The 24,919-nt window shown below is 56.3% G+C and carries 19 protein-coding genes and 2 riboswitches; of the genes, 12 read left to right on the top strand and 7 right to left on the bottom strand.

The window, feature by feature from the left end:
* The 6 genes from ntrB (at position 1) to IT971_RS18730 (ending at position 6,078) form a co-directional block, all read left to right on the top strand.
* Positions 1–831: a nitrate ABC transporter permease gene (gene ntrB, locus IT971_RS18755; RefSeq protein ID WP_065701840.1), complete on the top strand. Its 831-nt coding sequence runs from the start codon at positions 1–3 to the stop codon at positions 829–831.
* 11 nt (positions 832–842) lie between these two features.
* Positions 843–1,772 carry an ABC transporter ATP-binding protein gene (locus IT971_RS18750; RefSeq protein WP_063092068.1) on the top strand — a complete coding sequence of 310 codons (930 nt, stop codon included), beginning with the start codon at positions 843–845 and terminating at the stop codon, positions 1,770–1,772.
* Between the two features lie 36 nt (positions 1,773–1,808).
* A complete protein-coding gene (cynS, locus tag IT971_RS18745; RefSeq protein WP_007092354.1) occupies positions 1,809–2,249 on the top strand; it encodes a cyanase in 441 nt (146 codons plus the stop codon).
* A 278-nt stretch (positions 2,250–2,527) separates the two neighbouring features.
* Positions 2,528–3,232: a glutathione S-transferase N-terminal domain-containing protein gene (locus tag IT971_RS18740; protein ID WP_065702156.1), complete on the top strand. Its 705-nt coding sequence runs from the start codon at positions 2,528–2,530 to the stop codon at positions 3,230–3,232.
* A 140-nt stretch (positions 3,233–3,372) separates the two neighbouring features.
* Positions 3,373–4,551: an adenosylhomocysteinase gene (locus IT971_RS18735; RefSeq protein ID WP_065701839.1), complete on the top strand. Its 1,179-nt coding sequence runs from the start codon at positions 3,373–3,375 to the stop codon at positions 4,549–4,551.
* A 183-nt stretch (positions 4,552–4,734) separates the two neighbouring features.
* On the top strand, positions 4,735–6,078 hold the full coding sequence (locus IT971_RS18730; RefSeq protein ID WP_065702155.1) for a ferric reductase-like transmembrane domain-containing protein: 1,344 nt from the start codon (positions 4,735–4,737) through the stop codon (positions 6,076–6,078).
* A gap of 76 nt (positions 6,079–6,154) precedes the next feature.
* Here the strand turns inward: IT971_RS18730 and IT971_RS18725 are convergent, their stop codons facing one another.
* The 3 genes from IT971_RS18725 to ccrA form a co-directional block, all read right to left on the bottom strand.
* Positions 6,155–8,254, bottom strand: a complete 2,100-nt coding sequence (locus IT971_RS18725; RefSeq protein ID WP_065701838.1) for a methyl-accepting chemotaxis protein — start codon at positions 8,252–8,254, stop codon at positions 6,155–6,157.
* A gap of 235 nt (positions 8,255–8,489) precedes the next feature.
* Entirely contained in the window at positions 8,490–10,157 is a 1,668-nt protein-coding gene (locus IT971_RS18720) for an acyl-CoA dehydrogenase family protein (protein ID WP_065702154.1), read from the bottom strand.
* 153 nt (positions 10,158–10,310) lie between these two features.
* Positions 10,311–11,591, bottom strand: a complete 1,281-nt coding sequence (gene ccrA, locus IT971_RS18715; protein ID WP_007092360.1) for a crotonyl-CoA carboxylase/reductase — start codon at positions 11,589–11,591, stop codon at positions 10,311–10,313.
* Positions 11,592–11,893: 302 nt separating this feature from the next.
* Between ccrA and IT971_RS18710 the strand changes: the two genes are divergently transcribed.
* Positions 11,894–13,951 (top strand): protein meaA, encoded by a 2,058-nt coding sequence (locus IT971_RS18710; protein ID WP_083195721.1) that lies wholly within the window; start codon positions 11,894–11,896, stop codon positions 13,949–13,951.
* Positions 13,952–13,976: 25 nt separating this feature from the next.
* Here the strand turns inward: IT971_RS18710 and IT971_RS18705 are convergent, their stop codons facing one another.
* The 4 genes from IT971_RS18705 to ispH form a co-directional block, all read right to left on the bottom strand.
* On the bottom strand, positions 13,977–16,376 hold the full coding sequence (locus tag IT971_RS18705; protein ID WP_223304874.1) for a bifunctional diguanylate cyclase/phosphodiesterase: 2,400 nt from the start codon (positions 16,374–16,376) through the stop codon (positions 13,977–13,979).
* Positions 16,377–16,621: 245 nt separating this feature from the next.
* Positions 16,622–17,065 (bottom strand): ribonuclease HI, encoded by a 444-nt coding sequence (gene rnhA, locus IT971_RS18700; RefSeq protein ID WP_007092363.1) that lies wholly within the window; start codon positions 17,063–17,065, stop codon positions 16,622–16,624.
* Between the two features lie 6 nt (positions 17,066–17,071).
* Positions 17,072–18,046, bottom strand: coding sequence for a homoserine kinase (locus tag IT971_RS18695; RefSeq protein WP_065701836.1), 975 nt, complete (start codon positions 18,044–18,046; stop codon positions 17,072–17,074).
* A 32-nt stretch (positions 18,047–18,078) separates the two neighbouring features.
* Entirely contained in the window at positions 18,079–19,026 is a 948-nt protein-coding gene (gene ispH, locus IT971_RS18690) for a 4-hydroxy-3-methylbut-2-enyl diphosphate reductase (RefSeq protein WP_007092365.1), read from the bottom strand.
* A 230-nt stretch (positions 19,027–19,256) separates the two neighbouring features.
* Between ispH and IT971_RS18685 the strand changes: the two genes are divergently transcribed.
* The 5 genes from IT971_RS18685 (at position 19,257) to gcvPB (ending at position 24,798) form a co-directional block, all read left to right on the top strand.
* Positions 19,257–19,847, top strand: a complete 591-nt coding sequence (locus IT971_RS18685) for a hypothetical protein (protein ID WP_247643533.1) — start codon at positions 19,257–19,259, stop codon at positions 19,845–19,847.
* 236 nt (positions 19,848–20,083) lie between these two features.
* Positions 20,084–20,207: riboswitch (glycine riboswitch) on the top strand.
* A gap of 3 nt (positions 20,208–20,210) precedes the next feature.
* A riboswitch (glycine riboswitch) is annotated at positions 20,211–20,313 on the top strand.
* A 57-nt stretch (positions 20,314–20,370) separates the two neighbouring features.
* Positions 20,371–21,483 (top strand): glycine cleavage system aminomethyltransferase GcvT, encoded by a 1,113-nt coding sequence (gene gcvT / locus IT971_RS18680; RefSeq protein WP_065701834.1) that lies wholly within the window; start codon positions 20,371–20,373, stop codon positions 21,481–21,483.
* 91 nt (positions 21,484–21,574) lie between these two features.
* A complete protein-coding gene (gene gcvH / locus IT971_RS18675) occupies positions 21,575–21,946 on the top strand; it encodes a glycine cleavage system protein GcvH (protein ID WP_007092285.1) in 372 nt (123 codons plus the stop codon).
* Between the two features lie 3 nt (positions 21,947–21,949).
* Positions 21,950–23,305 carry an aminomethyl-transferring glycine dehydrogenase subunit GcvPA gene (gcvPA, locus tag IT971_RS18670; RefSeq protein ID WP_065701833.1) on the top strand — a complete coding sequence of 452 codons (1,356 nt, stop codon included), beginning with the start codon at positions 21,950–21,952 and terminating at the stop codon, positions 23,303–23,305.
* Complete coding sequence (gene gcvPB / locus IT971_RS18665; protein ID WP_062961255.1) at positions 23,302–24,798, top strand: aminomethyl-transferring glycine dehydrogenase subunit GcvPB; 1,497 nt, start codon at positions 23,302–23,304, stop codon at positions 24,796–24,798. The genes gcvPA and gcvPB overlap by 4 nt, the downstream gene beginning before the upstream one ends.
* The last annotated feature ends 121 nt before the right edge of the window (positions 24,799–24,919 follow it).

The raw sequence follows: 24,919 nt of genomic DNA, 5'->3' as shown, positions 1-24,919 counted from the left end.
ATGATCGCATCCCTGAATGCCAGGGCGCTGCTGTTGTCTGCTGTTTTGCTGGCGGTTCTTCTTGGAATATGGGAGGCCGCCAGCCCCCAGCAGAAACTGGGCAGTGAACTGACAGAATATGAAATCCTGATGGGCGGGGCAGAGCCAAAGGCCGCTGTGCCGCCGCCATCTGCGGTGTTCGTCAAGGCGTGGGAAGAACTTTCCAACCCTTTCTATGATGCCGGTCCCAACGACAAGGGGATTGGCATTCAGATCGGTTATTCGCTTTATCGCGTTCTATCGGGCTATTTTCTGGCGGCGGCAATTGCCATTCCCGCCGGGTTCCTGATTGGCATGTCACCATTGATGTATCGGGCACTTGATCCGTTCATCCAGATCCTTCGCCCGATCTCGCCATTGGCGTGGATGCCGCTTGCGCTGTTTATCATTCAGGACAGTCAGGCATCGGCGATCTTTGTGATCTTTATCTGTTCGATCTGGCCGATGCTGATCAATACGGCCTTTGGTGTTGCCGGTGTGCGCAAGGATTGGGTCAATGTAGCGCGCACCCATGAACTTGGCACGCTTAAAACCGCGTGGATCGTCATTCTTCCGGCGGCGGCACCGACCATCCTGACGGGGATGCGGATTTCCATCGGGATTGCGTGGCTGGTGATTGTGGCCGCCGAGATGCTCGTGGGGGGTACCGGCATTGGCTATTACGTCTGGAACGAATGGAACAATCTGGATCTGACCAGTGTGATCTTTTCGATCCTGATGATCGGTCTTGTCGGCATGCTTCTTGATACGGCGTTCGCCTATTGCGCCCGCCTTGTGCAGTACCAGGAATAAGGAAAAGCACCATGCCAACACCCTTCCTGAGCGTACAGGGACTAAGCAAACGGTTCCCCGGCCCCAAGGGCTCTGATCCGTTAACCGTGTTTGAAAACGTCAATCTTGGCATCGAAAAGGGCGAATTTGTCTGCATCATCGGTCATTCGGGCTGCGGCAAATCGACGATCCTGAATATCCTTGCCGGGCTGGACGAGCCGACCGACGGTGCGGTGATCATGAATGGCAAGGAAGTATCGGGGCCAAGTCTTGATCGCGGTATCGTGTTTCAGAACTATTCCCTGTTGCCGTGGTTATCCGCGCTTAAAAACGTGACCTTTGCCGTGCAGGCGCGTCATCGCAACTGGACCAAGAAGCAGGTCCATGATCATTCGATCAAATATCTGGAAATGGTCGGACTTACCGGCGGGGCAGAGCTTCGCAAGCCATCGCAGTTATCAGGCGGTATGCGGCAGCGCGTTTCAATCGCACGGGCCTTTGCCATTCAGCCGGAACTTTTGTTGCTGGATGAACCGTTTGGGGCACTTGATGCCCTGACACGGGGCAGCATTCAGGATGAATTGATCCGTATCTGGGCCGGGTCGGATCAGACCGTTTTCATGATCACCCATGATGTGGACGAGGCGATCCTTCTTGCCGACCGCATCCTTCTGATGACCAACGGACCTTATGCGCGGGTCGCGGAATCGGTACAGGTCGATATCGAACGTCCGCGCGTTCGCGCCGATATCATCCATCATCCCGACTATTACGACATTCGCAACCATCTGGTCGAATTCCTTGCCAAGCGGTCCCGCGAACTGGCCGGGAAGCGCGACGAGGATGGCGTTTCCGAACCAAACGTTGTCCGTTTTGGCCTGAACGGGCCGGTTGCCAATACATCCAACAAAGGTACCGGGGAAACACCTGCGCGTGCGCGGGTGGTGAATGGTGCCGACTAATCCGTAACGACACAGACAGTGAAGTGGAGAAAAGCTGTGAAAAAAGCAGATGTGAAAGAACTGATCATTACGTCCAAAAAAGCCAAGGGCCTTGGCTGGGAAGAAATCGCCAGCAAGATCGGCATGTCCCCGGTCTGGACCACCTCGGTCTGCCTTGGCATGAATTCCGCGCCCAAGGAAAAGGCCGATATGCTGGTGGCGTTGCTGGAGCTTCCGGCGGAGGCATCCGCCGTGCTGCAGGAATGCCCGATGAAAATCTGGGAGCAGGCGGTGCCGACCGATCCGGCGGTGTACCGCATTTATGAAATCATGGGCGTTTACGGCGAAACGATCAAAGAAATCATCCATGAGAAGTTCGGCGACGGCATCATGAGCGCGATTGATTACGAAATGTATATCGAACGCAAGGCCGATCCGAAGGGCGACCGCGTTGTCGTGACCCTTGATGGCAAATTCCTGCCTTATCGTGCGTGGTAATATCGCACGCGGTTTAGGCAATCCCATATCGGCAGCGGATGAATACTGATCCGGATGTCGCAGTCCAGTCAGGCCAATCTGCATCAGCGGGTTGGCCTGATCTGTTGTTGCCGCAGGACTGAAACAGGGCGGGAAACAGTCAATTGCCAATTTCGCGCTGGCGGGAAGGCCGTCTTGTCCTGCATCTTGGGGATATCACGTTGGATAAGGGTTGATGGTCTGGCGCAATGCCGCCCCCATCAACCGCCATGACCCAAATCAGGAAGGATAATAATCAGATGGCTGATCTGTCCGCATTTGACATCACCAAACGCTGGTCTGCTACGAACCCGGATATATTGCAGCTTTATTCCCTGCCGACACCGAACGGGGTCAAGGTTTCGATCATGCTGGAAGAAACCGGCATCGATTACGAGCCGCATTTCATTGATATCGGCAAGGACGAAACCTGGACACCGGAATTCCTGTCGCTGAACCCGAATGGCAAAATCCCGGCCATCATTGACCCGAACGGCCCGGATGGAAAACCGGTTGGCCTGTTTGAATCGGGCGCAATTCTTTTGTATCTGGCGGAAAAAACCGGAAAATTCCTGCCTTCTGATCCGATTGCCCGGATCGAAACCATCCAATGGGTGTTTTTCCAGATGGCGGCGATTGGCCCGATATTTGGTCAGCTTGGTTTCTTCCACAAATTTGCCGGTCGCGAGTATGAGGATAAACGCCCGCGGGATCGGTATGTTGGGGAATCCAAACGTTTGCTCGGTGTTCTCGAAACCCGTCTTGCCGGGCGTGACTGGATCATGGGTGATGAATATACCATTGCCGATATCGCGACCCTTGGCTGGGTGCGCAACCTGATCGGTTTCTATGATGCCGGGGCACTGGTGGATTATGACAGTCTGAAAAACGTTCCGGCATGGCTTGAGCGCGGGCTTGCGCGTCCGGCGGTCAAGCGTGGTCTGGAAATTCCGGCGCGTCCTTAGTTTGCCGGGGTTGTGTAATCAATTGGCCTGCCGGATGAAAAATCTGACCAGCCGGTCAGAAATGCTTTTCATCCGGCCGGGCTGGGATTAACACATGGGGGTAATCCAGTATTCGTCCCACGTTTCAAGCGAGCCCACCCATGACCACCTCGACGACCAGCCGCATCAAGGACCCGGCACTTGCCGCCAATATCACCGATGAAACCCTTGCCTGGCGCGAGGTGATCTGCCCGGTGACCGCCAAATACGGCAATTACGTTGCCAAACGCGACTTGCGTGACAAAACCATCGTCAGTTTTCAGCACGTTCTTGAAGACACCATTCCGACCCTGCTGCCGTTTGTCAAAGCAGGCGCCACGGTCAAGGTCGGGGCGTGCAACCCCGATAGCACCGATGATGTTGCCGCCGCCTATCTGGCGGCGAACGGGGTCGAGGTCCATGCCTTTTCCGGCATGACGCCTGATGAATATGCCAAAAGCATCGATATCCTGTCCGACAGCCCGGCCGATATCGTGGCCGATATGGGTGGGGAGCTGATCGAGGCGTTCGTGAAAAAGGGCCATAAGGTCGATGGCGCGCTTGAAGCGACCACGACGGGTGTTCACCGCGTCGAAAAGCTTGATTTCACCTTCCCGGTGTTTAACTGGAACGATATTGCGATCAAGGATCGTCTGCATAACCGCCATCACGTGGCGCAGGAAATGTGGCCGGTGTTTTCCAATGTGACCGGTCTGGCGCTTTATGGGCGTTCGGTTCTGGTGATCGGTTTTGGCCCGGTCGGGCGCGGCGTTGCCGAACGGGCGCGCAATCTGGGGGCTGTGGTATCGGTCGCGGAACGTGATCCGGTCCGGGCGCTTGAAGCCCAGCATCACGGTTGCCGGGTTGTTGGCCTTGAAGACGGGCTTCGGGAGTGTGCGATTGTCGTTACCGCGACGGGTTTTTCCGGCATTCTTGGTGCGGATCAGATCAAGCTGGCGCGTCGTGGCGTCATTCTGGTCAATGTCGGGCATTCCAATACCGAAATTGACGTCAAATGGCTTGATACGCAGGAACGCACCCGGATGCGCCGCTATATCGAGCGTTTCACGCTTGATAATGGCAAGGAAGTCTACCTTCTGAACCGTGGTAGCCTGCTTAACCTCGCGCCGGGCATGGGCGGTTCGGGCAAGGATCTGTTTGATCCATTTTCCGCCATTCTGATCCGCGGGATCGACTGGCTGGCATCGGGTGGGGCATCGTCGTTCAAGCCGGGATTCTATGATTACCCGGCCGATGTCGAACGCGAAATCGCCGAGGCGGTTTTGCATTCGCACAGCTGACAGGACGGAAGATGCAACAGGGCGGGGATATCGATTTCCCGCCTTTTGTATCAGAACCGGTATTTTGATACGGTTTGATACAAGTTAATGCCCCAACTGGCATAATATGGTGAAGTTTTTCTGGTTAGTTCATTGCGCTGTCGGGGTCTTCCCGGCTGCGGGATGACATTCGGGACCACGATCATGAAAAACATATCCTTCATTTATGCCGGTTTTCTTTCTGTGATTACGCTGCTTTGGCTGGCGGCCAATCCGGGCCTGTTCGAAGTTGCCGAATTCATTCAGCTTCGAAATTTCATGGTCCAGTATTTTGGCACCCTGTCGATTGCCATCATGAGCCTGATCATGATCCTGGCGACACGTCCGGTATGGCTTGAAGATTATACCGGCGGCTTGGATAAAACCTATCGGCTGCACAAATGGCTTGGCATTACGGTTCTGGTGACATCCGTGATCCACTGGCTTTGGTCGAATGGCCCGAAATGGGCATCGGCCCTTGGCCTGATTGAAGGCGGTCGGCGCAGGTCGCATGGGGATCAGACCGGATTTTCCCAGTTACAGGGCTTCTTTGCCGGTCAGCGCGGCTTTGCCGAGGGGATTGGCGAATGGGCGTTCTATGTTGCCGTGGCCCTGATGATTATTGCGCTGATCAAATGGTTTCCCTATCGCTGGTTTGCCAAAACACACACCTTCATCGCTGCGGCGTATCTGGTGCTGGTGGTGCACGCTATGTTCCTGTTTGAATTTGGCAACTGGATCAGCCCGATTGGCATTGTGACGGCTGTGCTTCTGATCGCGGGCACGATATCGGCATGTATTGTCCTTGCCGGGCGGGTCGGCCGTAACCGGCAGGTCGCCGGAAAGATCGTCAATATCGTGCGTCTGCCTGATATCGATACCGTGCAGATCACCATCATGCCCGAGGCGGGCTGGCGGGGGCACAAGGCAGGGCAGTTTGCCTGCGTTGCCTTTGGGGATGACGAACGCCCGCATCCCTTTACGATTTCCTCGCACTGGAACCCGGAATTCCCGCAGATCACCCTGCTGGTGAAGGCATTGGGCGATTATACGGAAACATTGCCGGATAATTTGCGCGTCGGGGGTGACGTCCGGCTTGAAGGGCCCTATGGCCGGTTCACCTTTGGGCAGGGCAATGATCGTCAGGTCTGGATTGCTGGTGGTATCGGTTTGACCCCGTTCCTTGCAAAACTTGAAGAACTCGCGCTGAAACCGGCTGCGGGCGAACAGAAGATCGATTTCTATCAGGTCGCCCCGAGCGAGGATGCGACCCTGATGGACCGTATCAGGCAACTGGCGCACAAGGCCGGGGTTACCCTGCATGTCTGGCGTGATGATGAGGATGGCCTTTTGAAAGCGGAGCGGGTTCGGGCCGATATCCCCGACTGGCATGCTGCCAGTTTCTGGTTCTGCGGGCCACAGCCCTTTGCCGCGGCATTGAAACGCGATCTGGTCCGTGAGGGGTTGCCCGCCAAATCATTCCATACCGAACTGTTTGAATTTCGCTAGGTCAAAATGCAAAAGGGGCAGGTCTTGTGATCTGCCCCTTTTTTCAATCTGCGATCTGGCGGGCAGCCCGATCTGATCAGGCGCGATATCCGATGCGCAGATTGCCCCATTGTTCGCCGTTCACGACAATCGGGATGTCGCATTCCTTCATGAACACGACTTCCGATCCCATGTCGCGGAAATAGGTCTGCAACAGTTTGGGTTTGGTGTTGCGCGCCGCCATCAGGCCGGCCCGGTCGTCAAAGATGCGCCGGTTGCGGCAATTGCCCATGTTCCATGCCGGTTCACCGGGGCGCTGTGGCTGGCTGTAAACCTTGTTATGGGTCGGCAGGAAGCCGTTGATATCCACCCCGGCGGCAAAGACGATATGTTTGTCCTTTTGCAGGATTTCTTCCTGTAACGGGGTGAAATGCCGGTCGGTAAAGGGGATATAGGGCGTCATGAACTGTATCGGATCAGAGCCCTCAATCGGTTCATAGCGGGGGCGGAACAGATCATCTTTGCGGATCTCGCCATTGCGGATACCGTTTTCGAGTGTCTTTGCCAGTTGGGCCGCCAAGGGTGCGCCCAGTTCGGCGATCTTGTTGTCGTGATCGCGGGTTTTTTGCAAAAGCCCCATGATCGTGCGGTTGGCGTCTTCGTCCAGTTCGGTGAATTGGACATGCGATCCCAGACCTGAAACCGCTTTTAAAATGCCATGTAAACGTGTGCTGCCATCAAGCAGGATCGAAACCGGTTTGCCATTGTCCTGATCGCTGGCCTTGATGCGCGCCAGAAGACCGGCAACCGACATATCGGCGGAAACACCTTTGCGTTTGTCGCCATTGCCGAAATCCATTTCGATATCAACGGCAATCGGGACGCGTTCCTGATTGCGGCGGTTGCTGCTGTCACTGGTGCGCAGAACAACGCGGAACCGGTTTTCCATTTCGTTGATATCCTTGCGGATATTCGAAGAGAGAATACGCAGGTTTTCCGATGTCTTGCTGGCATTGTGCGATCTTTCACTTGCCAGTGCGATGTCGCTGGAAATGCCCTGCATGTGGGTGGACACTTCCTGCGCGCTGGTTGAAATCTCGCTGATGGCGGCGGTCTGTTGCTGGACGGATGAGGCGATATCCGATGACAGCTGGCTGACTTCGTCAATCGCGCCGCCGATGCCCTCAATCGCGCCAACGGCGTCGGAGGTTGCGTCCTGAATGGCGGTGATCTGGGCGTTGATGTCGGAAATGGCTTTTTCGGTTTGGGATGCCAGGTTTTTCACCTCGTTGGCAACAACGGCAAAACCCTTGCCGGCATCGCCCGCGCGGGCGGCTTCGATGGTGGCGTTAAGGGCCAGCATCTTGGTCTGATCGGAAATGCGTTTGACGATATCGACAACCTTGCCGATCTCGCTTGCGGTGTCTGACAGGCTGTTCATCGTGACCGATGTTTCCTGTGCACGGGTCACGGCCTGACTGGCGATATCGTTGGTTTTGTGGATGCGGTCGGCGATTTCCTCGCTCGATGCCTGCAATTCCTCGGTCGCGGAGGCGACGGTGGAAACATTGTTGCTGGCAATGGCGGTGGTTGACGTGATCCGTTCAACCAGTTCCGACAGATCATGCGCATCGGATGCCATGGTTTGCGCGACGTCATTGGTACGTCCGGCCTGAAACCCGACTTCGGCGATGATGTTATCGGTTTCGCGTTCGATGATTTCCGACATCGACTGGATTTCCGATGCCGACCTTGCCTGTGCCGCGTGGCGTTCGGCCTTGGCCATCAGGCAGGCCATATCGCCCATCAGCATCGAACGGCAGGCATCGAGAACGCCGGGATCGCGTCGGCCGCGTCCCTCGGATGCTGCCAGTCTGGCGAAATTTTCGATTGTGTTGTGGTAGGCTTGGACGATGCGGCTGGCGGGGATGCCGGCAATGGCATCGGCCAGAATGTGATCGGCAAAGCAGGCATCGAAATCCGATCCGCTATTGGCGGCCATCAAGGTGCGCAGGCGTTTGGCCAGTTCGCTGACATGGGCCTTCGGATCGTGCGGATTGCGGCTGCTTTGGCCTGTGCCAAACAGCTCTGCCAGAAGGCTTTCGGCGAGCTTGTCGGCATGTTTGTCAAAGATTTCACGCGCAGCATGTGCACGCGTGAAAATTGCATTTTCCGGTGATGCAGACGCGTGATTCATGAAACGTCTCTCCCTGTTTCCCCATCGGCATATCAGGCCGCGCAGGCTTCGATTTTTTCGATTTTTTACCTGCTGATTGGGGTGATGTTACCACCGCAAGGTAGATATAAAGATATCATACTTTAGGTTGACACAAGAAAGAGGCCCGTCAAGGGTGACGGGCCAAGTTTGCCCAGGTTTTTCACCGGGGCCACGGTTCGCTGGAGAGAGACGACATCAGGGGGCCAATCGTTGGCTATCGGCCCAGAAGACCGCGGGTCACCACCTGTGCCTGTATTTCGGCCGCCCCTTCGAAGATGTTGAGGATGCGGGCATCGCACAGAACCCGGCTGATCTGGTATTCAAGCGCGTAGCCATTGCCGCCATGGATCTGAAGCGCGTTATCGGCATTTGACCACGCAACGCGCGCGCCCAGAAGCTTTGCCATGCCGGCCTCGATATCGCAGCGGATATCCTGATCTTTCTCGATGGCGGAAAAATAGGTGAGCTGGCGCGCGATCATGGTTTCGACCACCATCCAGGCGATTTTGCCGTAAACCCGCGGGAAGCTGTAAAGCGGATTGGAAAACTGGATGCGGTCCTGTGCGTAGCGCATCCCGATTTCAAGCGCGTTCTGGGCGACGCCAACCGCACGCGCAGCCGTCTGGATGCGCGCCGATTCAAAGGTTGCCATCAGTTGTTTGAAGCCCTGGCCTTCATCCCCGCCCAGAAGGTTTTCGGCGGGGACTTCGAAGCCGTCAAACGACAGTTCGTATTCCTTCATGCCGCGATAGCCAAGCACCTCGATCTCTCCGCCGCTCATGCCCTTGGCCGGGAACGGATCATTTTCCGTGCCACGCGGCTTTTCGGCCAGCAGCATGGATAGCCCGCGATATCCGGTTTCATCGGGGTTGGTGCGTGCCAGAAGCGTCATCAGGTCGGAACGCGCCGCGTGGGTGATCCATGTTTTGTTGCCGGTGACCTTATAGGTATCGCCATCCTTGGTCGCGCGCGTGCGCAGATGCGCCAGATCCGATCCGTTATTGGGTTCGGTGAAGACCGCGGTTGGCAGGATTTCACCCGATGCCAGTTTCGGCAGGTAATGTTCTTTCTGCGCGTCGGTGCCGCCAAGGCGGATCAGTTCGGCGGCAATTTCGGACCGGGTGCCAAGCGAGCCCACCCCGATATAGCCGCGCGAGAGTTCTTCTGTCACGACGCACATCGCGGTTTTGCCCATGCCAAGCCCGCCGTATTCTTCGGGGATGGTCAGGCCGAAAACGCCCAGTTCGGACATCTCGTTGATAATTTCAATCGGGATCAGTTCATCGCGTTCGTGCCAGCCATGGGCATGCGGGCTGACCTTTTCATTGACAAAGCGCCGGAACTGGTCGCGGACCATATCAAGGGTTTCGTCTTCAAGCCCGGTTTCGCCAAAGCGGCCGGTATCAAGGCTGTCCTTGATCTGGTCGGCAATCGCACGCCGGGTGGCGTCGTTGTTGCCCGAACCGGTCAGGGTCGCAACCGCGCGGCTGTCGCCAAGGGCGGCAATCACATCAGCCGGAACGCCAAGGGTTGAAAGGCGGATAAATTCGCCCTGCGACATTGGAATGCCGCCCTGAATTTGCGCCAGATATTCGCCAAAGGCCGCCTGAAGGATCAATTGTTCAAGCGTTCCGAATTTGCCCTGCGTTTCAAGCCGATCAGCCCATGCCTTCATCTGCTTAAGTGCTGTGACATAGGTTGAAAACCATGCAAAGCCATGGGCGGCATACTGGTTTTCATCAAGTGCGCTGGCATCGATTTTGCCATCCACCGTCACGCTTTCGCGCATGGCGGTTTCGGCGGCGTGATGCACCGGGGCAAGGGCCGCCAGCGCATCATCGCAAAGCCGGGTCAGTTCGGGCAGCAGGGCATTATCGGTCATCGGTCTGGTCATCGGGTTCGGTCCATCTGGTGCATGAAGCAGACTATCATTGTTGTCCTGCCGGTTGGGCAAGGATTGAAAAGTGGCAGCCCCGATGCGGATCGGGCGAGAACGCATCAGGGCCGCCAACGGTCAGCCGACGCTTTATGTGGGTTAGGCGTCGACTGCTTCTTCAAGGGTGCGCATGCCCGGGCGTTTGGCCTGAACCAGAACGGCCATGTTTCCGGGCTTGTGTTCGTTGCGCATCATTTTCATATGCGCACGCGGAATATCGTCCCAGCCAAACACTTCGGACATGCTGGGATCAATGCGGCGTTCAATCACCAGCTTGTTGGCCTGGGCGGCCTGTTTCAGGTTGGCAAAGTGGCTGCCCTGAATGCGTTTCTGGCGCATCCAGACAAAGCGCGCATCGAAGGTCAGGTTAAAGCCCGTCGTCCCGGCACAGAACACGACCATCCCGCCGCGCTTGACCACGTTGCACGATACGGGGAAGGTCTGTTCGCCCGGATGTTCAAAGACGATATCAACGTCATTGCCCTTGCCGGTGATGTCCCAGATCGCCTTGCCGAATTTGCGTACTTCTTTCATATAGTCGCCAAATTCCGGGCCATTCACGGTTGGCAACTGGCCCCAGCAATTGAAATCCTTGCGGTTGATCACGGCCTTCGCACCAAGGCCCAGCACGAAATCGCGTTTGCTTTCATCGGAAATCACGCCAATCGCATTGGCACCTGCCGTGGTAATAAGCTGGATCGCCATCGATCCAAGGCCGCCCGAGGCCCCCCACACCAGAACATTGTGACCGGGTCGCAGGATATGCGGGCGATGGCCAAACAGCATGCGGTAGGCGGTGGCAAGGGTCAGCGTGTAACACGCACTTTCTTCCCATGTCAGGTGTTTGGGACGCGGCATGAGCTGCTGGGCCTGCACGCAGGTGAACTGGGCAAAGGATCCGTCCGGTGTTTCATAGCCCCAGATGCGCTGGGTGGGGGATAACATCGGGTCGCCGCCGTTGCATTCCTCGTCATCGCCGTCATCCTGATTGCAGTGAATGACGACCTCATCGCCGACTTTCCAGCGTGTGACCTTTGACCCGACCGCCCAGACAATGCCCGACGCATCCGATCCCGCGATGTGATAGGGCAGGTCATGCACGTCAAAGACCGAGATCGGTTTGCCAAGCGACGCCCACACACCATTATAGTTCACACCCGCCGCCATCACGAGGACGAGGACCTCGTGGCTGTCGGGCTGGATGACGGGCAGGACTTCGCATTGCATGGCGGTATCGGGTTCGCCGTGACGTTCACGGCGAATGGCCCAGCCATACATATTTTTCGGCACATGACCCAGCGGCGGGATTTCGCCGATTTCATACAGGTCTTTTTCTTCATGACCACCACGGAACGGCAGAACTTCAGCAGTCGTATTCATGGCCTTCACTCCTTGTTCGGGGTCGATCCGGGATGCGCTGTAAATGGCTGGTAATAAAATTACCTTGTGTTGCGCTGCGGTCGACGAATCCTCCAAGCCACGGAACTTGTGATATTTTCCCTGAAATGCACCGGTGTCCCTTGGGTTTTAGCCGGGTTCCCCGAATGCTTTCTTAGTTTTTGCTTTTATCGCGTTGCACAAATTGTTATATAATTATCCAAGTGATGTCTAGTAGGTAATTTAATAACGTTTTCTTGTAATAAACATAAAGCTTTTGGGTAATAAAGATACGCGAGGTCGCCATGTCGATGGAAAATCAACGCAGTGCAGCAAAGCCGGAACGCGACCGCCCGTGGTTGATCCGTACCTATGCCGGGCATAGTTCGGCCAGCGCATCGAACGCGCTGTATCGCCAGAATCTGGCGAAGGGGCAGACGGGGCTGTCGGTCGCGTTCGATCTGCCGACCCAGACCGGTTACGATTCGGACCATGTTCTGGCGCGCGGCGAGGTCGGCAAGGTCGGCGTGCCTGTATCGCATCTGGGCGACATGATGACCCTGTTTGAGGCTATTCCGCTTGATCAGATGAACACATCGATGACGATCAACGCACCGGCGGCATGGCTTTTATCGCTTTATATTGCCGTTGCCGAAAAACAGGGAACGCCGCGCGACAGCCTGCAGGGCACGACCCAGAACGACATCATCAAGGAATATCTGTCTCGCGGGACCTATATCTTTCCGCCGGCACCCAGTCTGAAACTGATTACCGATGTTGCGGCCTTCACCTATCGCGAGGTGCCGAAATGGAACCCGATGAACGTGTGCTCGTACCATTTGCAGGAAGCAGGGGCGACGGCTGAACAGGAACTGGCCTATGCGCTGGCAACTGCCATTGCCGTCCTTGATGCGGTCAAGGCATCCGGTCAGGTGCCCGAAGAAGATTTCGCCAAAGTTGTCGGGCGCATTTCATTTTTTGTGAATGCCGGTATCCGGTTTGTGACCGAGATTTGCAAGATGCGGGCATTTTGCGAATTGTGGGATGAAATCACGCGGGATCGTTATGGCATTGCCGATGAAAAATATCGCCGGTTCCGCTATGGCGTGCAGGTCAATTCGCTTGGCCTGACCGAACAGCAACCCGAAAACAATGTGTATCGCATCCTGATCGAAATGCTGTCGGTGGTGCTGTCAAAGAATGCGCGCGCGCGTGCCGTGCAGCTTCCGGCGTGGAACGAGGCCCTTGGTTTGCCGCGCCCATGGGATCAGCAATGGTCGCTGCGCCTGCAACAGATCATGGCCTATGAAACCGACCTTCTGGAATATGACGACCTGTTTGACGGCAATCCGGCGATTGAACGCAAGGTCGGATTGCTTAAGGACGGTGCACGCGAAGAACTGGCGAAAATCGATGCCATGGGCGGGGCGATTGCCGCAGTCGATCTTGGTTACATGAAACAGGAACTGGTGCGGTCCAATGCGCGCCGTCTGGCCGATATCGAAACCGGGTTGACCAAGGTGATCGGTGTGAATGCCTATACCGAAACCGAAGCATCACCCCTGACATCGGGGGAAAAATCGATCCTGACGGTCGATGACATGGCCGAACAGGAACAGATTGAAAAGCTGAAAGAATGGCGGGCCGGTCGCGACCCGTCCGCGGTTGCCAGAAGCCTTGCCGATCTTGAAGCCGCCGCCCGCGAAGACCGCAACATCATGGAAAGTTCGATTGCGTGTGCCCATGCCGGGGTTACGACCGGGGAATGGTCGGAAACGCTGCGTCAGGTATTTGGCGAATACCGTGCGCCGACCGGCATCACATCGATGATCGTGACCGGGGATGCAGATGACATCAAAAACCTGCGCAGTCGCGTGGACGAGGTTTCCGAAAAACTTGGCGAACGCATGAAAATGCTGGTCGGCAAGCCGGGGCTGGACGGCCATTCCAACGGGGCGGAACAGATCGCGGTCAAGGCGGGCGATGCCGGGATCGACGTGCTTTATGACGGCATTCGCTGGACGCCTGATGAACTGGTGCGCAATGCCATCGACGAAGGCGCGCATGTGATCGGGCTTTCGATCCTGTCAGGGTCGCATGTGCCACTGGTGCGCGAAGTGGTCAATGGACTGCGTGCGCAAGGGGCGGGGCATATTCCGGTTGTTGTTGGCGGCATCATCCCGGATGCCGATATGCTTGTTCTGCGTCAGATGGGCGTATCGGCGGTTTATACGCCCAAGGATTACCAACTGGTCCGGGTGATTTCCGAAATTGTCGATCTTGTGGATCGCAAGTCAACCGAACATCCGGCACCGCGTAACATCGAAGGCAAGCCGGAAGGGGCCGGAACGGCGATTTATTGATTGCTGCGGTTTTGCGGATTTGCCGTCAGCTCTTGACGGCAACCCGTGCCGGTTGACCGCCCTGGCGTTCAAGAACCCAGCTTTCAAAGGTTGCGGCGGGCAACGGTTTGGCAAACAGGAAGCCCTGAATGAAGTCGCATCCCTTGTCGCGCAGATATTCGTGCTGTTCGACTTCTTCGACACCTTCGGCGACGACTTCAAGATTAAGGCTGTGGCCCAGGCCGATCACCGCATCGACAATCGCCTTGTCATCCATATCGACATGGATGTCGTTGACAAACGACCGGTCGATCTTGATCGACGAAACCGGGAAACGTTTCAGATAGTTCAGCGATGAGTAACCGGTGCCGAAATCGTCAATCGCGATCCGCACGCCAAGGGCCTTAAGCTCGTTCAGTGTTGAAACGGCCTTTTCCGGGTTGTTCATCAGGATCGATTCGGTGATTTCCAGTTCCAGCGTGCCATCGGGCAGGCGGGTCTGATCCATGATTTTGGTAACAGAACGGACCAGTTCGGCATCCTGGAACTGTGCCGGTGACAGGTTCACCGCGATCCGAAGGCCCGGCAACGTGGTTTCCCGCCAGATTTGCGTCTGTTGGCAGGCCTTGTTCATAACCCATGCGCCCAGCCGGTTGATCAGGCCGCATTCCTCGGCCACCGAAATGAATTCGCCCGGCAGGATCAGGCCACGATCCGGGTGGTGCCAGCGCACCAGTGCCTCCGCCCCGACAACCCGCTCGGTGCGGCAGTCGATTTTCGGCTGATAGTAAAGTTCAAGCTGATCATATTCGAGCGCGTTGCGCAGATCTTCTTCGATGGTTTTGCGTTCCTTGACCCTCTCGTGCATCGACGGCAGGAAGAACCGGTAATTGTTGCGCCCTTCGGCCTTGGCAGCATACATCGCCATATCGGCGTTTTTGACCAGTTGTTCGGGATTTTCGCCGTCTTCTGGGAACAGCGTGATGCCGACACTGGCGGTTGAATGCAGGCGGATGCCGCGGCAATCGAACGGTTGGCAAAGTTCATCAATGATGCGCTGGGCAAGGGCAATGGTGTCTTCGATATTCTGGACATCGGTCTGGATGATGGCGAATTCATCGCCGCCAAGGCGGGCGGCGGTATCGGAATCACGGATGATCCGCGACAGGCGCTGCCCCATTTCTTGGATCATCAGATCGCCGACATCATGGCCAAAGTGATCGTTGATGTCCTTGAACCGGTCCAGATCGACAAACAGCACCGTGACCCCGCGCTGGAACCTGCGGGCGGATAGCAATGCCTGACGCAGACGGTCAAGGAACAGGGTGCGGTTCGGCAGGCTGGTCAGGACGTCATGCACGGCGAGATGGCGCATGCGGGCTTCGGTCTGTTTGCGTTCGGTAATGTCGGTATAGGTCGCAACGTAACCGCCGCCGGGCATCGGGTTGTGGTCCACCTGAACGACCCGGCCATTCGGGCGGGTGCGTTCCATGCGGTACGGTTCGCGACGGCGCGCAATCGCCACCCGGTCGGAAATCAGGGCCTGAATGCTGACATCGCCATATTCGCCGCGTTCGGCGTTGTAACGCAGTATATCGGAAAGTGGCGTTCCTTCCTTGACCAGATCGCGCGGCAGGTTCAGCAATTCGATATAGCGTTCGTTCCAGACCATCAGGTTCAGGTCCTGATCGAACAGGCATATGCCTTGGCCGATATTGTGAAGGGTTGCTTCCAGAAGGGCCTGTTTGCGCTGGGCTTCTTCCTGTGCCTGCCCTTGCAGGGTCACCATTTCATTATATTCGCGGATCAGAAGACCCAGTTCATCCGAACTGTTCCATTCCACCGGACGGCGCAGGCGGCCATGCTTGGTCATGCGGATGGAATGCAAAAGCCGGTTCAGCGGTTCCTTGATCGACCGTTTGTTGGCGATCAGAAGGCTGGCGGCGACAACCGCAATCAGCAGACCGAACAGGATCATGTCGATCACCATCCGGCGGAACAGCAAATCCTGAACGCGGGCTTCTGTGAAGTAAATCACAAGTTCGCCGACGTCATGACGCACATTATTGCGTTCAAAGAACACGCGCCGTGACAGACGCAGGGTGTCGTTCAGTTCGGATTGTGACACGCCGGTATGGGCAAATTCGGTGCCGTCAGCGCCCAGTGCCAGCACGGCGACAATATCGCGATCCCGGCTCATGGCATTCAGGGCGGATTCGATATTGTCGACATCCAGATACCAGAACGGTGTCGCCAGAACGCGGGCATTGATGTCGGCGGTCTGTTCGATTTTTTCAGTCAGGTCGTCACGCAGAACCGTGTAACTGACGTATCCGAAGACAACGAACAGCGCGAGGGAGAACAAGGAAACCAGCGGCAGCGCGATAAAAAGCAATCGGCTGCTAAGCGACTTCCGTTGTAAAAAGCCGTACGATCCGCGCGACAAGCGTATTTCTCCTCGGCACCCACTATCGACTAGTTAATGGCAACCATACCCGACCTTAGGACGGGGTCCAACATCCCTGACACTGACGTTACTCAATCTGGAAGTCAGCCCAAAAGCAAGTTTGATTTCATTTTTTTCATATAGCGTTCACAAAAAGCAATCCGATCCATCTATTTTGGATCGAAGTGCAGCAGCTTCAAGCACTTGTATGCCAGTTTATTTCGGATTTCTTATTTAGGGCGGATTTATTTCGGCACGGCCTGACGGGCGAGTTCATCGCATCGTTCGTTTTCCGGGTGTCCGGCGTGTCCTTTGACCCAGTGCCATTCAACTTTATGCGTTTTAAGAGCTTCCAGAAGCCTTTGCCAAAGCTCGACATTCTTGACGGGCTTTTTATCCGCCGTTTTCCAGCCGCGTTTCTGCCAGCCGAAAATCCATTTGGTAATTCCGTCGCGGACATAGCTGCTGTCGGTGTAGATATCGACCACACAGGGGCGTTTCAACGCTTCAAGCGCACTGATGGCGGCCATCATTTCCATGCGGTTGTTGGTGGTTTCCGGATCGCCGCCCGACATTTCCTTTTCCACGCCATTAAATCGCAGGATCGCGCCCCAGCCACCGGGGCCGGGGTTGCCGCTGCACGCGCCGTCGGTATAAATCTCGACGCGTTTATTGTCCGTTCCGGTCATGTAATTCTATTCCTCGCCCAGGCCATAGGCGCTGGCACTGTCGATCCGCTGATGAAAGCGCAGTTTATTGATGTATTCGCGTGGGTTTTTCGGTGTGACCAGCGCATCCTTGGGCGTGTTGATCCAGTCATAAAGACGGGTCAGCAGGAACCGCAATGACGCCCCGCGCGCAAGGATCGGAAGGGCGGCCATTTCGTCATCGGACAATGTGCGCACCTTGCCATAGCTTGACAGAAGGTTGCGCGCCTTGGTGACGTTGAAACTGTTATCAGGTTCGAAACACCACGCATTCATGCAGATCGCAATGTCATAGGCCAGAAGGTCATTGCACGCGAAATAGAAATCGATCAGGCCCGATACGTCATCCTTGCCCGGGAAGAAAAACACATTATCGGGGAAAAGGTCGGCATGGATCACGCCCGCAGGCAACTGATGGGGCCAGTTGGCTTCAAGAAAGGCCAGTTCATCCTCGATCAGTTTTTCAAGGCCGGGCTGAACGCCGTTAGCATCGGTACGGCAGCTTTCAAACAGCGGGCGCCAGCCCGTAACACTTAGCGCATTGCCAAGATACATGTCGAAATCCTGACCGGCGGTGTGCAAGTGTGCCAGTGCCGCACCAAGCCCGGTGCAGTGATGGGGCATGATCCGGCGCGGCGACATGCCGTTCAGGAAGGATGTGATGGCGGCCGGACGTCCGCACAAACGGCGTAACGCGACCCCGTCCTTGCCGTGGATCGGTGTCGGGCAATTCAGCCCCTTGGCCGACAGATGATCCATCAGGCCCAGATAGAACGGCAGGTCATCCGGGTTCACACGCTTTTCATACAGGGTCAGGATGAAGGATGCCTGATCGGTCTGAAGCAGGAAGTTGGTATTTTCGACACCCTCGGCGATTCCCTTGAACGAAATCACGGTGCCGATATCGTATTCGGCAACAAAACGGGCGATATCTTCGTCAGAAACGTCGGTATAGACGGCCATGGGATATCCGGATTTCCTGCATCAGGGCGGGGTTAGCTGGCAAGCTGGCGGGGCAGCTTGAAGGTGACGTTTTCATTGGTCAAAGTCAGGGTTTCGACCGTGACGTTATAACGTTCCCGGCAGGCATCGATGACTTCCTCGACCAGAATTTCCGGGGCGGATGCGCCCGCAGTAATGCCAAGCGTCGAAATACCGTCAAGCTTGGACCAGTCGATATCCTTGGCGCGTTCGACCAGAACCGAACGGTCACATCCTTCGCGTTTCGCGACTTCGACCAGACGGTTCGAGTTTGACGAGTTTGGCGCGCCCAGAACCAGAATGGCATCGGCATCGGTTGCGATCAGCTTGACCGCGTGTTGGCGGTTGGTGGTCGCATAGCAGATGTCTTCTTTCTTCGGGACCTCGATCGCCGGAAAACGGCGTTGCAGGATCGAGATGATCTTGGCCGTATCGTCCAGCGACAGGGTGGTCTGGGTCACAAACGCCAGGTTTTCGGGGTTTTCGACCTGAAGGTTTTCGGCGTCTTCTTCGGTCTCGATCAGGGTCATGCTGCCCGGTGGCAACTGCCCCATGGTGCCGATGACTTCGGGATGACCGGCATGGCCGATCAGAAGGATATGTTTGCCATCTGCATGGTGGCGTTCCGCACCACGATGGACCTTGGACACCAGCGGGCAGGTCGCATCAAGATATTCAAGCTGGCGGCTTTCGGCAGCTTCGGGGACCGATTTCGGTACACCGTGCGCGGAAAAGATTACTGGCACGCCATCCGGGACGCTATCGAGTTCATCGACAAAAACAGCCCCCATGTCGCGCAGGCGGTCGACCACGAATTTATTGTGGACGATTTCGTGGCGGACATAGACCGGCGCGCCATACTTCACCAGCGCCTTTTCGACGATCTCGATCGCACGATCCACCCCGGCACAGAAACCGCGCGGGTTGGCAAGGATGATCCGAAGGTCGGCTTTGTCAGACATGATACGGGTCCGAATGTTCATGATGTGCGCCATGCGATGGCACGGTTATTCAAATGTCTTCGTTACATAACCTGCCAGCACCGTGCACGCAATGACAGACACCGTGTAAAGATGCATGTTCAGCTATGTCCGGCCATGTATTTAGGCCCCATGCCGCGATTTGAAACGGAAGCGGGTTGTGTCGCCATATCGGAGCGAATAGACTGCGCGCGGTTGTGCCCGGACCGGGCATGACAGCGAATTTGACCAGTTCTATAGAGGCTTGGATGACGATTGCGAACGGACTGCGGCGTGTTTGTGCATTGGGTTTGGTGTCGTTTGCCGGTTTTCTGGCGGCGTGCAGCAGCAACCCGTTCGAAGAGCAGCCGGTTCCGGCATGTCCGCGGGCCTTCCTGCCCAATGATACCGCCCGATTGGTGCAGTTCAGCGGTCAGGGCAAGGACCTGACCGATGTGATCCTTGAAGCCGAATTTGGCGGTTATCTGGGCGATTGCGGCTATGACCTTGATGACAAGATCCTGAACGTCGTGATCAGCCCGGTGATCAATGCCGAACTGGGCCCGGCCGCACAGGGGCGCAACGCAAAACTCCAGTATTTCGTAGCACTTAAGGACCCGTCTGGCGAGTTTATCCAGAAGAATCTGTTCGATGTTCAGATGGCGTTTCCGAGCAATTTGAACCTGGCGCGCTATCGCGACGAGCAGGTGACTTTGAACGTGCCGCTGGATGATGTCTGGGCCGGTCCGGACTATGAAATTTACCTTGGTTTCCAGCTAAGCGCCGATCAGCTTGATTACAATCGACGCTTCGGAAAAAATTAATAATCCGGCCTATTATTCATTTTTGGTGAATAATCAAATCCCGCCCGCCTCGCGTGGCGGGATTTTCGTTTTTGAACAAAAGTTCGTTTTCGGTAATCCTCATACAAAATAATGGGCATTTGCCGGAGGGGCAAAAAAAGGGCTTTTAATCCTCATACCAATGGATGGGGTGGAGAGGATATGATTTTTGGGGCTGGTCTGGTCGGATTCAAATCCGTATAAGGGGGCATACCCAAATGATCCCCGTGGGAGAGTGCCACGGTCTTGATCGATGTGCGTGATTACATCGATAGGGATTGCGCGGACGCCGAAGGAGCAACCACCCCGGAAACTCTCAGGCAAACGGACCGCGGGGAGATGGGACTCTGGAAAGCAGGCGGCATCGAACATGGATGTGCGTCTCGCCGAAGATGTAAGCAGACCGGTATTCAAACCGGCTGTGATTCTTTCAGGCTCCAAGACAGAGGGGGACGTGGTTGGCCACTGGTCGGCTATGTTTCGCAACGACTGTCTGGAGACCTTGATGGCCGATCATCAAACCGAACTGCTGAAAACCGCCCTTTATGATTTGCATGTGGAACTGGGTGCCAAGATGGTGCCGTTCGCCGGTTATGACATGCCGGTGCAATATCCGTTGGGGGTGAAGGGCGAACATCTGCATACCCGCGCGAAGGCCGGTCTGTTTGATGTTTCGCATATGGGGCAGGTCCGCCTGACCGGCGAAAATCGCGTGGCCGAGCTTGAAAAGCTGGTGCCCGGTGATATCGCGATCCTCAAACCCGGCCGCACCCGTTATTCCGCCTTTACCAATGACGATGGCACGATTTTGGATGATCTGATGATCACCAATGCGGGCGACAGCCTGTTTCTGGTGATCAATGCCGCGTGCAAGGATGATGACATTGTCCATATGCGGGCCAATCTGGATAACGGTGTCGAGCTGATCGAGATTGATGACCGCGCGTTGATGGCCTTGCAGGGCCCGGACGCCGCCCGCGTGCTGGCGCGGTTTGCACCCTCGGTTGCCGATATGAAATTCATGAGCTTTGCCGAGATCGATATTGCCGGTATCGCGTGCTTTGTTACCCGGTCGGGCTATACCGGCGAAGACGGGTATGAGATTTCCGTGCCGAACGAGCGCGCCGAAGAGCTGGCGCGCAAGTTGTTGGCCGAGGAAGAGGTCGAGGCGATTGGCCTTGGCGCGCGTGATTCGCTGCGTCTTGAAGCTGGTCTTTGCCTGTATGGCAACGATATCGATACCACGACCACCCCGGTCGAAGGCGACCTTAACTGGATCATCAACAAGCGTCGTCGCGAAGAAGGCGGGTTCAAGGGGGCGGATGTCATCCTTGATCAGCTTGCCAATGGCGCGGATCGCAAACGTGTCGGGATCAAACCCGAAGGCAAGGCCCCGGCGCGTGAACATACGCCGGTCTTGAACAGTGACGGCGAAGAAATTGGCGAAATCACCAGCGGTGGTTTCGGCCCGACCGTGGATGGCCCGATTGCGATGGGATATGTCGCAATTGAATTTGCCGCCCCGGGTACCAAAGTCGATCTGATGGTGCGCGGCAAGGCACGCCCGGCGGAAATCGTCGAACTGCCGTTTGCGGCACATCGTTACTATCGCGGCTGATCATCAGAAAAAAAAGAGTTCGGGCAGCGTTTGCGGCCCGCAAAAGATACCGAGATTTTAGAGACAACTGATCTTACAGGGACGAATTACCATGGCTAAAAAATTCTCGCAGGAACATGAATGGGTTGAATATGAAGACGGTGTCGCGACCGTTGGCATTACCGATTACGCCCAGCAGTCGCTTGGCGATATCGTTTATGTCGAGCTGCCGGAAGTTGGCAAAAAGCTGACCAAGGATGGCGATGCGGCGGTTGTCGAATCGGTCAAGGCCGCCAGCGACGTTTATGCGCCGCTTGATGGTGTCGTTGTCGAAGCCAACGAAGAACTTGATGACAATCCGGCACTGGTGAACGAAGCCCCGGAAAGCGATGGCTGGTTCTTCCGCATGGAACTTTCCGATGAGTCCCAGCTTGATGAGCTGATGGACGAAGCTGCGTATAAAGACTTTGTCGAAGGCCTTTAAGATATGCGTTATCTTCCGCTAACCAAGGCGGATCGCGCCTCGATGCTTGAAACCATCGGGGCAAAGTCCGTTGATGAATTATATAGCGACGTGCCCGAAGGCGCGCTGCTGTCCGAGCCGGTCGATCTGCCCCATCATCTGGGCGAATTGCAGGTCGAACGCGACATGGCGAAAATGGCCGCCAAAAACATGGGCACGGCCAGCGTGCCGAGCTTCCTGGGTGCGGGGGCGTATCGCCACCATGTTCCGGCCACGGTCGATTACATCATCCAGCGTGGTGAATTCCTGACGGCCTATACCCCCTATCAGCCGGAAATCGCGCAGGGTACGTTGCAGTATCTGTTCGAATTCCAGACCCAGGTGGCATCGATCACCGGCATGGATGTGGCCAACGCATCGATGTGGGACGGGGCAACGTCGTGCGCGGAAGCCGTTCTGATGGCGTGCCGCGCAACACGGCGCAAGAAAGCGGTTCTGTCGGGTGGTCTGCATCCGCATTACCGTGAAGTCACGGAAACCTATTGCCAGTATAGCGATACCGAAGTTGCCGGTCGCGACGGGCACCCGGAAAAGCAGGCAACCGCCGACGAGCTTGACGATCTGATTGATGATCAGACCGCCTGCGTCGTGGTCCAGTATCCAGACGTTTTCGGCCGTATTCAGGACCACACGAAGCTTGCGGATGCGTGCCATGCCAAGGGTGCGCTTCTGATCGTGGTCTTTACCGAGGCGATGGCGTTTGGCGCGGTCAAATCGCCGGGCAGCTTTGGCGCGGACATCGTCTGCGGCGAAGGCCAGTCGATTGGTAACAACCTGAACTATGGCGGGCCATATGTTGGTCTGTTTGCCACGACCAGCAAACTGGTACGCCAGATGCCCGGTCGCCTGTGTGGTGAAACGGTTGATCAGGACGGCAAGCGCGGTTTTGTTCTGACGCTTTCGACCCGTGAACAACATATCCGCCGCGAAAAGGCGACATCGAACATCTGCACCAATTCCGGTCTGTGTTCGTTGGCCTTTACGGTGCATATGAGCCTTCTGGGGGAAGACGGGTATCGTGGTGTGGCAACGCTTAACCATGAAACCGCCTGCAAGACCGCCGATGCGATTGATGCGGTACCGGGTGCGGAAGTTGTCAATGACAGCTTCTTTAACGAGTTCACCGTCAAGCTTGCCAAACCGGCAGCCGAGGTGGTCGAGGCACTGGTTGCCAAGGGTATCCTTGGTGGCGTTCCGTTGTCGCGCCTGTATCCGAACCGTGACGATCTGGACCATTACATGCTGGTGGCGGCGACCGAAACCAACACCGACGAAGACATCGCGGACCTTGCGTCTGCATTGAAGGAGGTGCTGGCATGAGCTTTACCACCCATACCGGTAACCGCGGCCTCGTTCTTGAGGAGAAGCTGATTTTCGAACAGGGCGAACCGGGTCGTACCGGTGTTGACCTTCCGAAGCCAGCGGGCATCAAATCACGCCTTGGCGGCCTTGATCGCGATAGCGATGTTGGTTTGCCGGGCCTGTCCGAGCCGCAGGTGGTGCGTCATTTCACGCGCCTGTCGCAAAAAAACTTTGGCATTGATTCCGGCTTCTTCCCGCTGGGTTCGTGCACGATGAAACACAACCCGCGCCTGAACGAAAAGGTTGCGCGTATGCCCGGTCTTGCCGACCTGCATCCGATGCAGCCCGAAAGCACGGTGCAGGGGGCGCTTGAACTGATTGACAGTTGCGCGCACTGGTTGCTGGTTCTGACCGGGATGCCCGCCGTTTCCATGTCGCCCGCAGCGGGTGCGCAGGGTGAACTTTGCGGCATGATGGCGATCCGTGCGGCCCTTGATGCGCGCGGTGAAAACCGTCGTCGTGTTCTGGTGCCGGAATCAGCCCACGGGACCAACCCGGCAACGGCCGCGGCATGTGGTTTCACGGTTGATTCGATCCCGGCCACCGAAGATGGCCGTGTGGACCTTGCCGCGTTCGAAGCCAAGCTTGGCGACGATGTGGCGGGTATCATGCTGACCAACCCGAATACCTGCGGGCTGTTTGAGCGCGACGTTCGCAAGATTGCCGATCTGGTCCATGCGGCCGGTGGGTATTTCTATTGCGACGGGGCGAACTTCAACGCGATTGTCGGACGGGTGCGCCCGGCCGATCTTGGCATTGATGCGATGCATATCAACCTGCACAAGACCTTTTCGACCCCGCATGGCGGCGGTGGACCGGGTTCGGGTCCGGTTGTGTTTTCCGACGCACTGGCCCCGTTTGCACCGATCCCCTATGTCGTGCGCAAGGGCGAGAAATTCCATCTGGTGGAAACCGCCGAAGAACAGGATGGCAAAAAGCCGTTCGGTCGTCTGAAAGGCTTCCACGGTCAGATGGGCATGTTCATTCGGGCGCTGTCTTATATGAAAAGCCATGGCGCGGATGGATTGCGTCAGGCATCGGGCGATGCGGTGCTGAATGCCAACTATCTTCTGGCGCGTCTGAAAGACAAGCTGAGCGTGGCATTCCCCGGCTATTGCATGCACGAAGCGCTGTTTGACGATGATTTCCTGAAAGATACCGGTGTTTCGACGCTGGATCTGGCGAAGGCGATCATAGACGAGGGCTTCCACCCGATGACCATGTATTTCCCGCTGGTGGTGCATGGCGCGCTTTTGATCGAGCCGACGGAAACCGAAACCAAGGAATCGATTGATCAGTTCTGCGATGCGGTGCTGGCATTGGTGGCCAAGGCAGAATCGGGCGATGCGGAATTCTTTAAAAATGCGCCGTATCTGACACCGCGTCGTCGTCTTGACGAAACGGCAGCGGCAAGAAAGCCGGTTCTGCGCTGGATGCCTGAAACTGCTTGATTTGCAACGCAACATAACCTTTTTGCGCACCCCGGTCATCTGGCCGGGGTGTTCTTTTTCAAAGGCTTGTTCTTGAAACCCATTGGACTTGTAGCAATCTGGACCCTTATACTCGTTTTAA

Source organism: Thalassospira sp. B30-1 (assembly GCF_015767575.1).
Lineage (GTDB): Bacteria > Pseudomonadota > Alphaproteobacteria > Rhodospirillales > Thalassospiraceae > Thalassospira > Thalassospira xiamenensis.
This window is presented reverse-complemented; position numbering and strand designations above follow the sequence as displayed.

What these genes read in the sequence shown, in the direction of transcription:
- IT971_RS18730 (WP_065702155.1), top strand. Translation starts at nt 4,735, where the DNA reads ATGAAAAACATATCCTTCATTTATGCCGGTTTTCTTTCTGTGATTACG.
- IT971_RS18735 (WP_065701839.1), top strand. Translation starts at nt 3,373, where the DNA reads ATGACCACCTCGACGACCAGCCGCATCAAGGACCCGGCACTTGCCGCC.
- IT971_RS18720 (WP_065702154.1), bottom strand. Translation starts at nt 10,157, where the DNA reads ATGACCGATAATGCCCTGCTGCCCGAACTGACCCGGCTTTGCGATGAT.
- ispH (WP_007092365.1), bottom strand. Translation starts at nt 19,026, where the DNA reads ATGTCTGACAAAGCCGACCTTCGGATCATCCTTGCCAACCCGCGCGGT.
- gcvH (WP_007092285.1), top strand. Translation starts at nt 21,575, where the DNA reads ATGGCTAAAAAATTCTCGCAGGAACATGAATGGGTTGAATATGAAGAC.
- gcvPA (WP_065701833.1), top strand. Translation starts at nt 21,950, where the DNA reads ATGCGTTATCTTCCGCTAACCAAGGCGGATCGCGCCTCGATGCTTGAA.
- gcvT (WP_065701834.1), top strand. Translation starts at nt 20,371, where the DNA reads ATGGCCGATCATCAAACCGAACTGCTGAAAACCGCCCTTTATGATTTG.
- IT971_RS18695 (WP_065701836.1), bottom strand. Translation starts at nt 18,046, where the DNA reads ATGGCCGTCTATACCGACGTTTCTGACGAAGATATCGCCCGTTTTGTT.
- ccrA (WP_007092360.1), bottom strand. Translation starts at nt 11,591, where the DNA reads ATGAATACGACTGCTGAAGTTCTGCCGTTCCGTGGTGGTCATGAAGAA.
- IT971_RS18750 (WP_063092068.1), top strand. Translation starts at nt 843, where the DNA reads ATGCCAACACCCTTCCTGAGCGTACAGGGACTAAGCAAACGGTTCCCC.
- IT971_RS18685 (WP_247643533.1), top strand. Translation starts at nt 19,257, where the DNA reads ATGACAGCGAATTTGACCAGTTCTATAGAGGCTTGGATGACGATTGCG.
- gcvPB (WP_062961255.1), top strand. Translation starts at nt 23,302, where the DNA reads ATGAGCTTTACCACCCATACCGGTAACCGCGGCCTCGTTCTTGAGGAG.
- IT971_RS18740 (WP_065702156.1), top strand. Translation starts at nt 2,528, where the DNA reads ATGGCTGATCTGTCCGCATTTGACATCACCAAACGCTGGTCTGCTACG.
- IT971_RS18725 (WP_065701838.1), bottom strand. Translation starts at nt 8,254, where the DNA reads ATGAATCACGCGTCTGCATCACCGGAAAATGCAATTTTCACGCGTGCA.
- rnhA (WP_007092363.1), bottom strand. Translation starts at nt 17,065, where the DNA reads ATGACCGGAACGGACAATAAACGCGTCGAGATTTATACCGACGGCGCG.
- IT971_RS18710 (WP_083195721.1), top strand. Translation starts at nt 11,894, where the DNA reads ATGTCGATGGAAAATCAACGCAGTGCAGCAAAGCCGGAACGCGACCGC.
- ntrB (WP_065701840.1), top strand. Translation starts at nt 1, where the DNA reads ATGATCGCATCCCTGAATGCCAGGGCGCTGCTGTTGTCTGCTGTTTTG.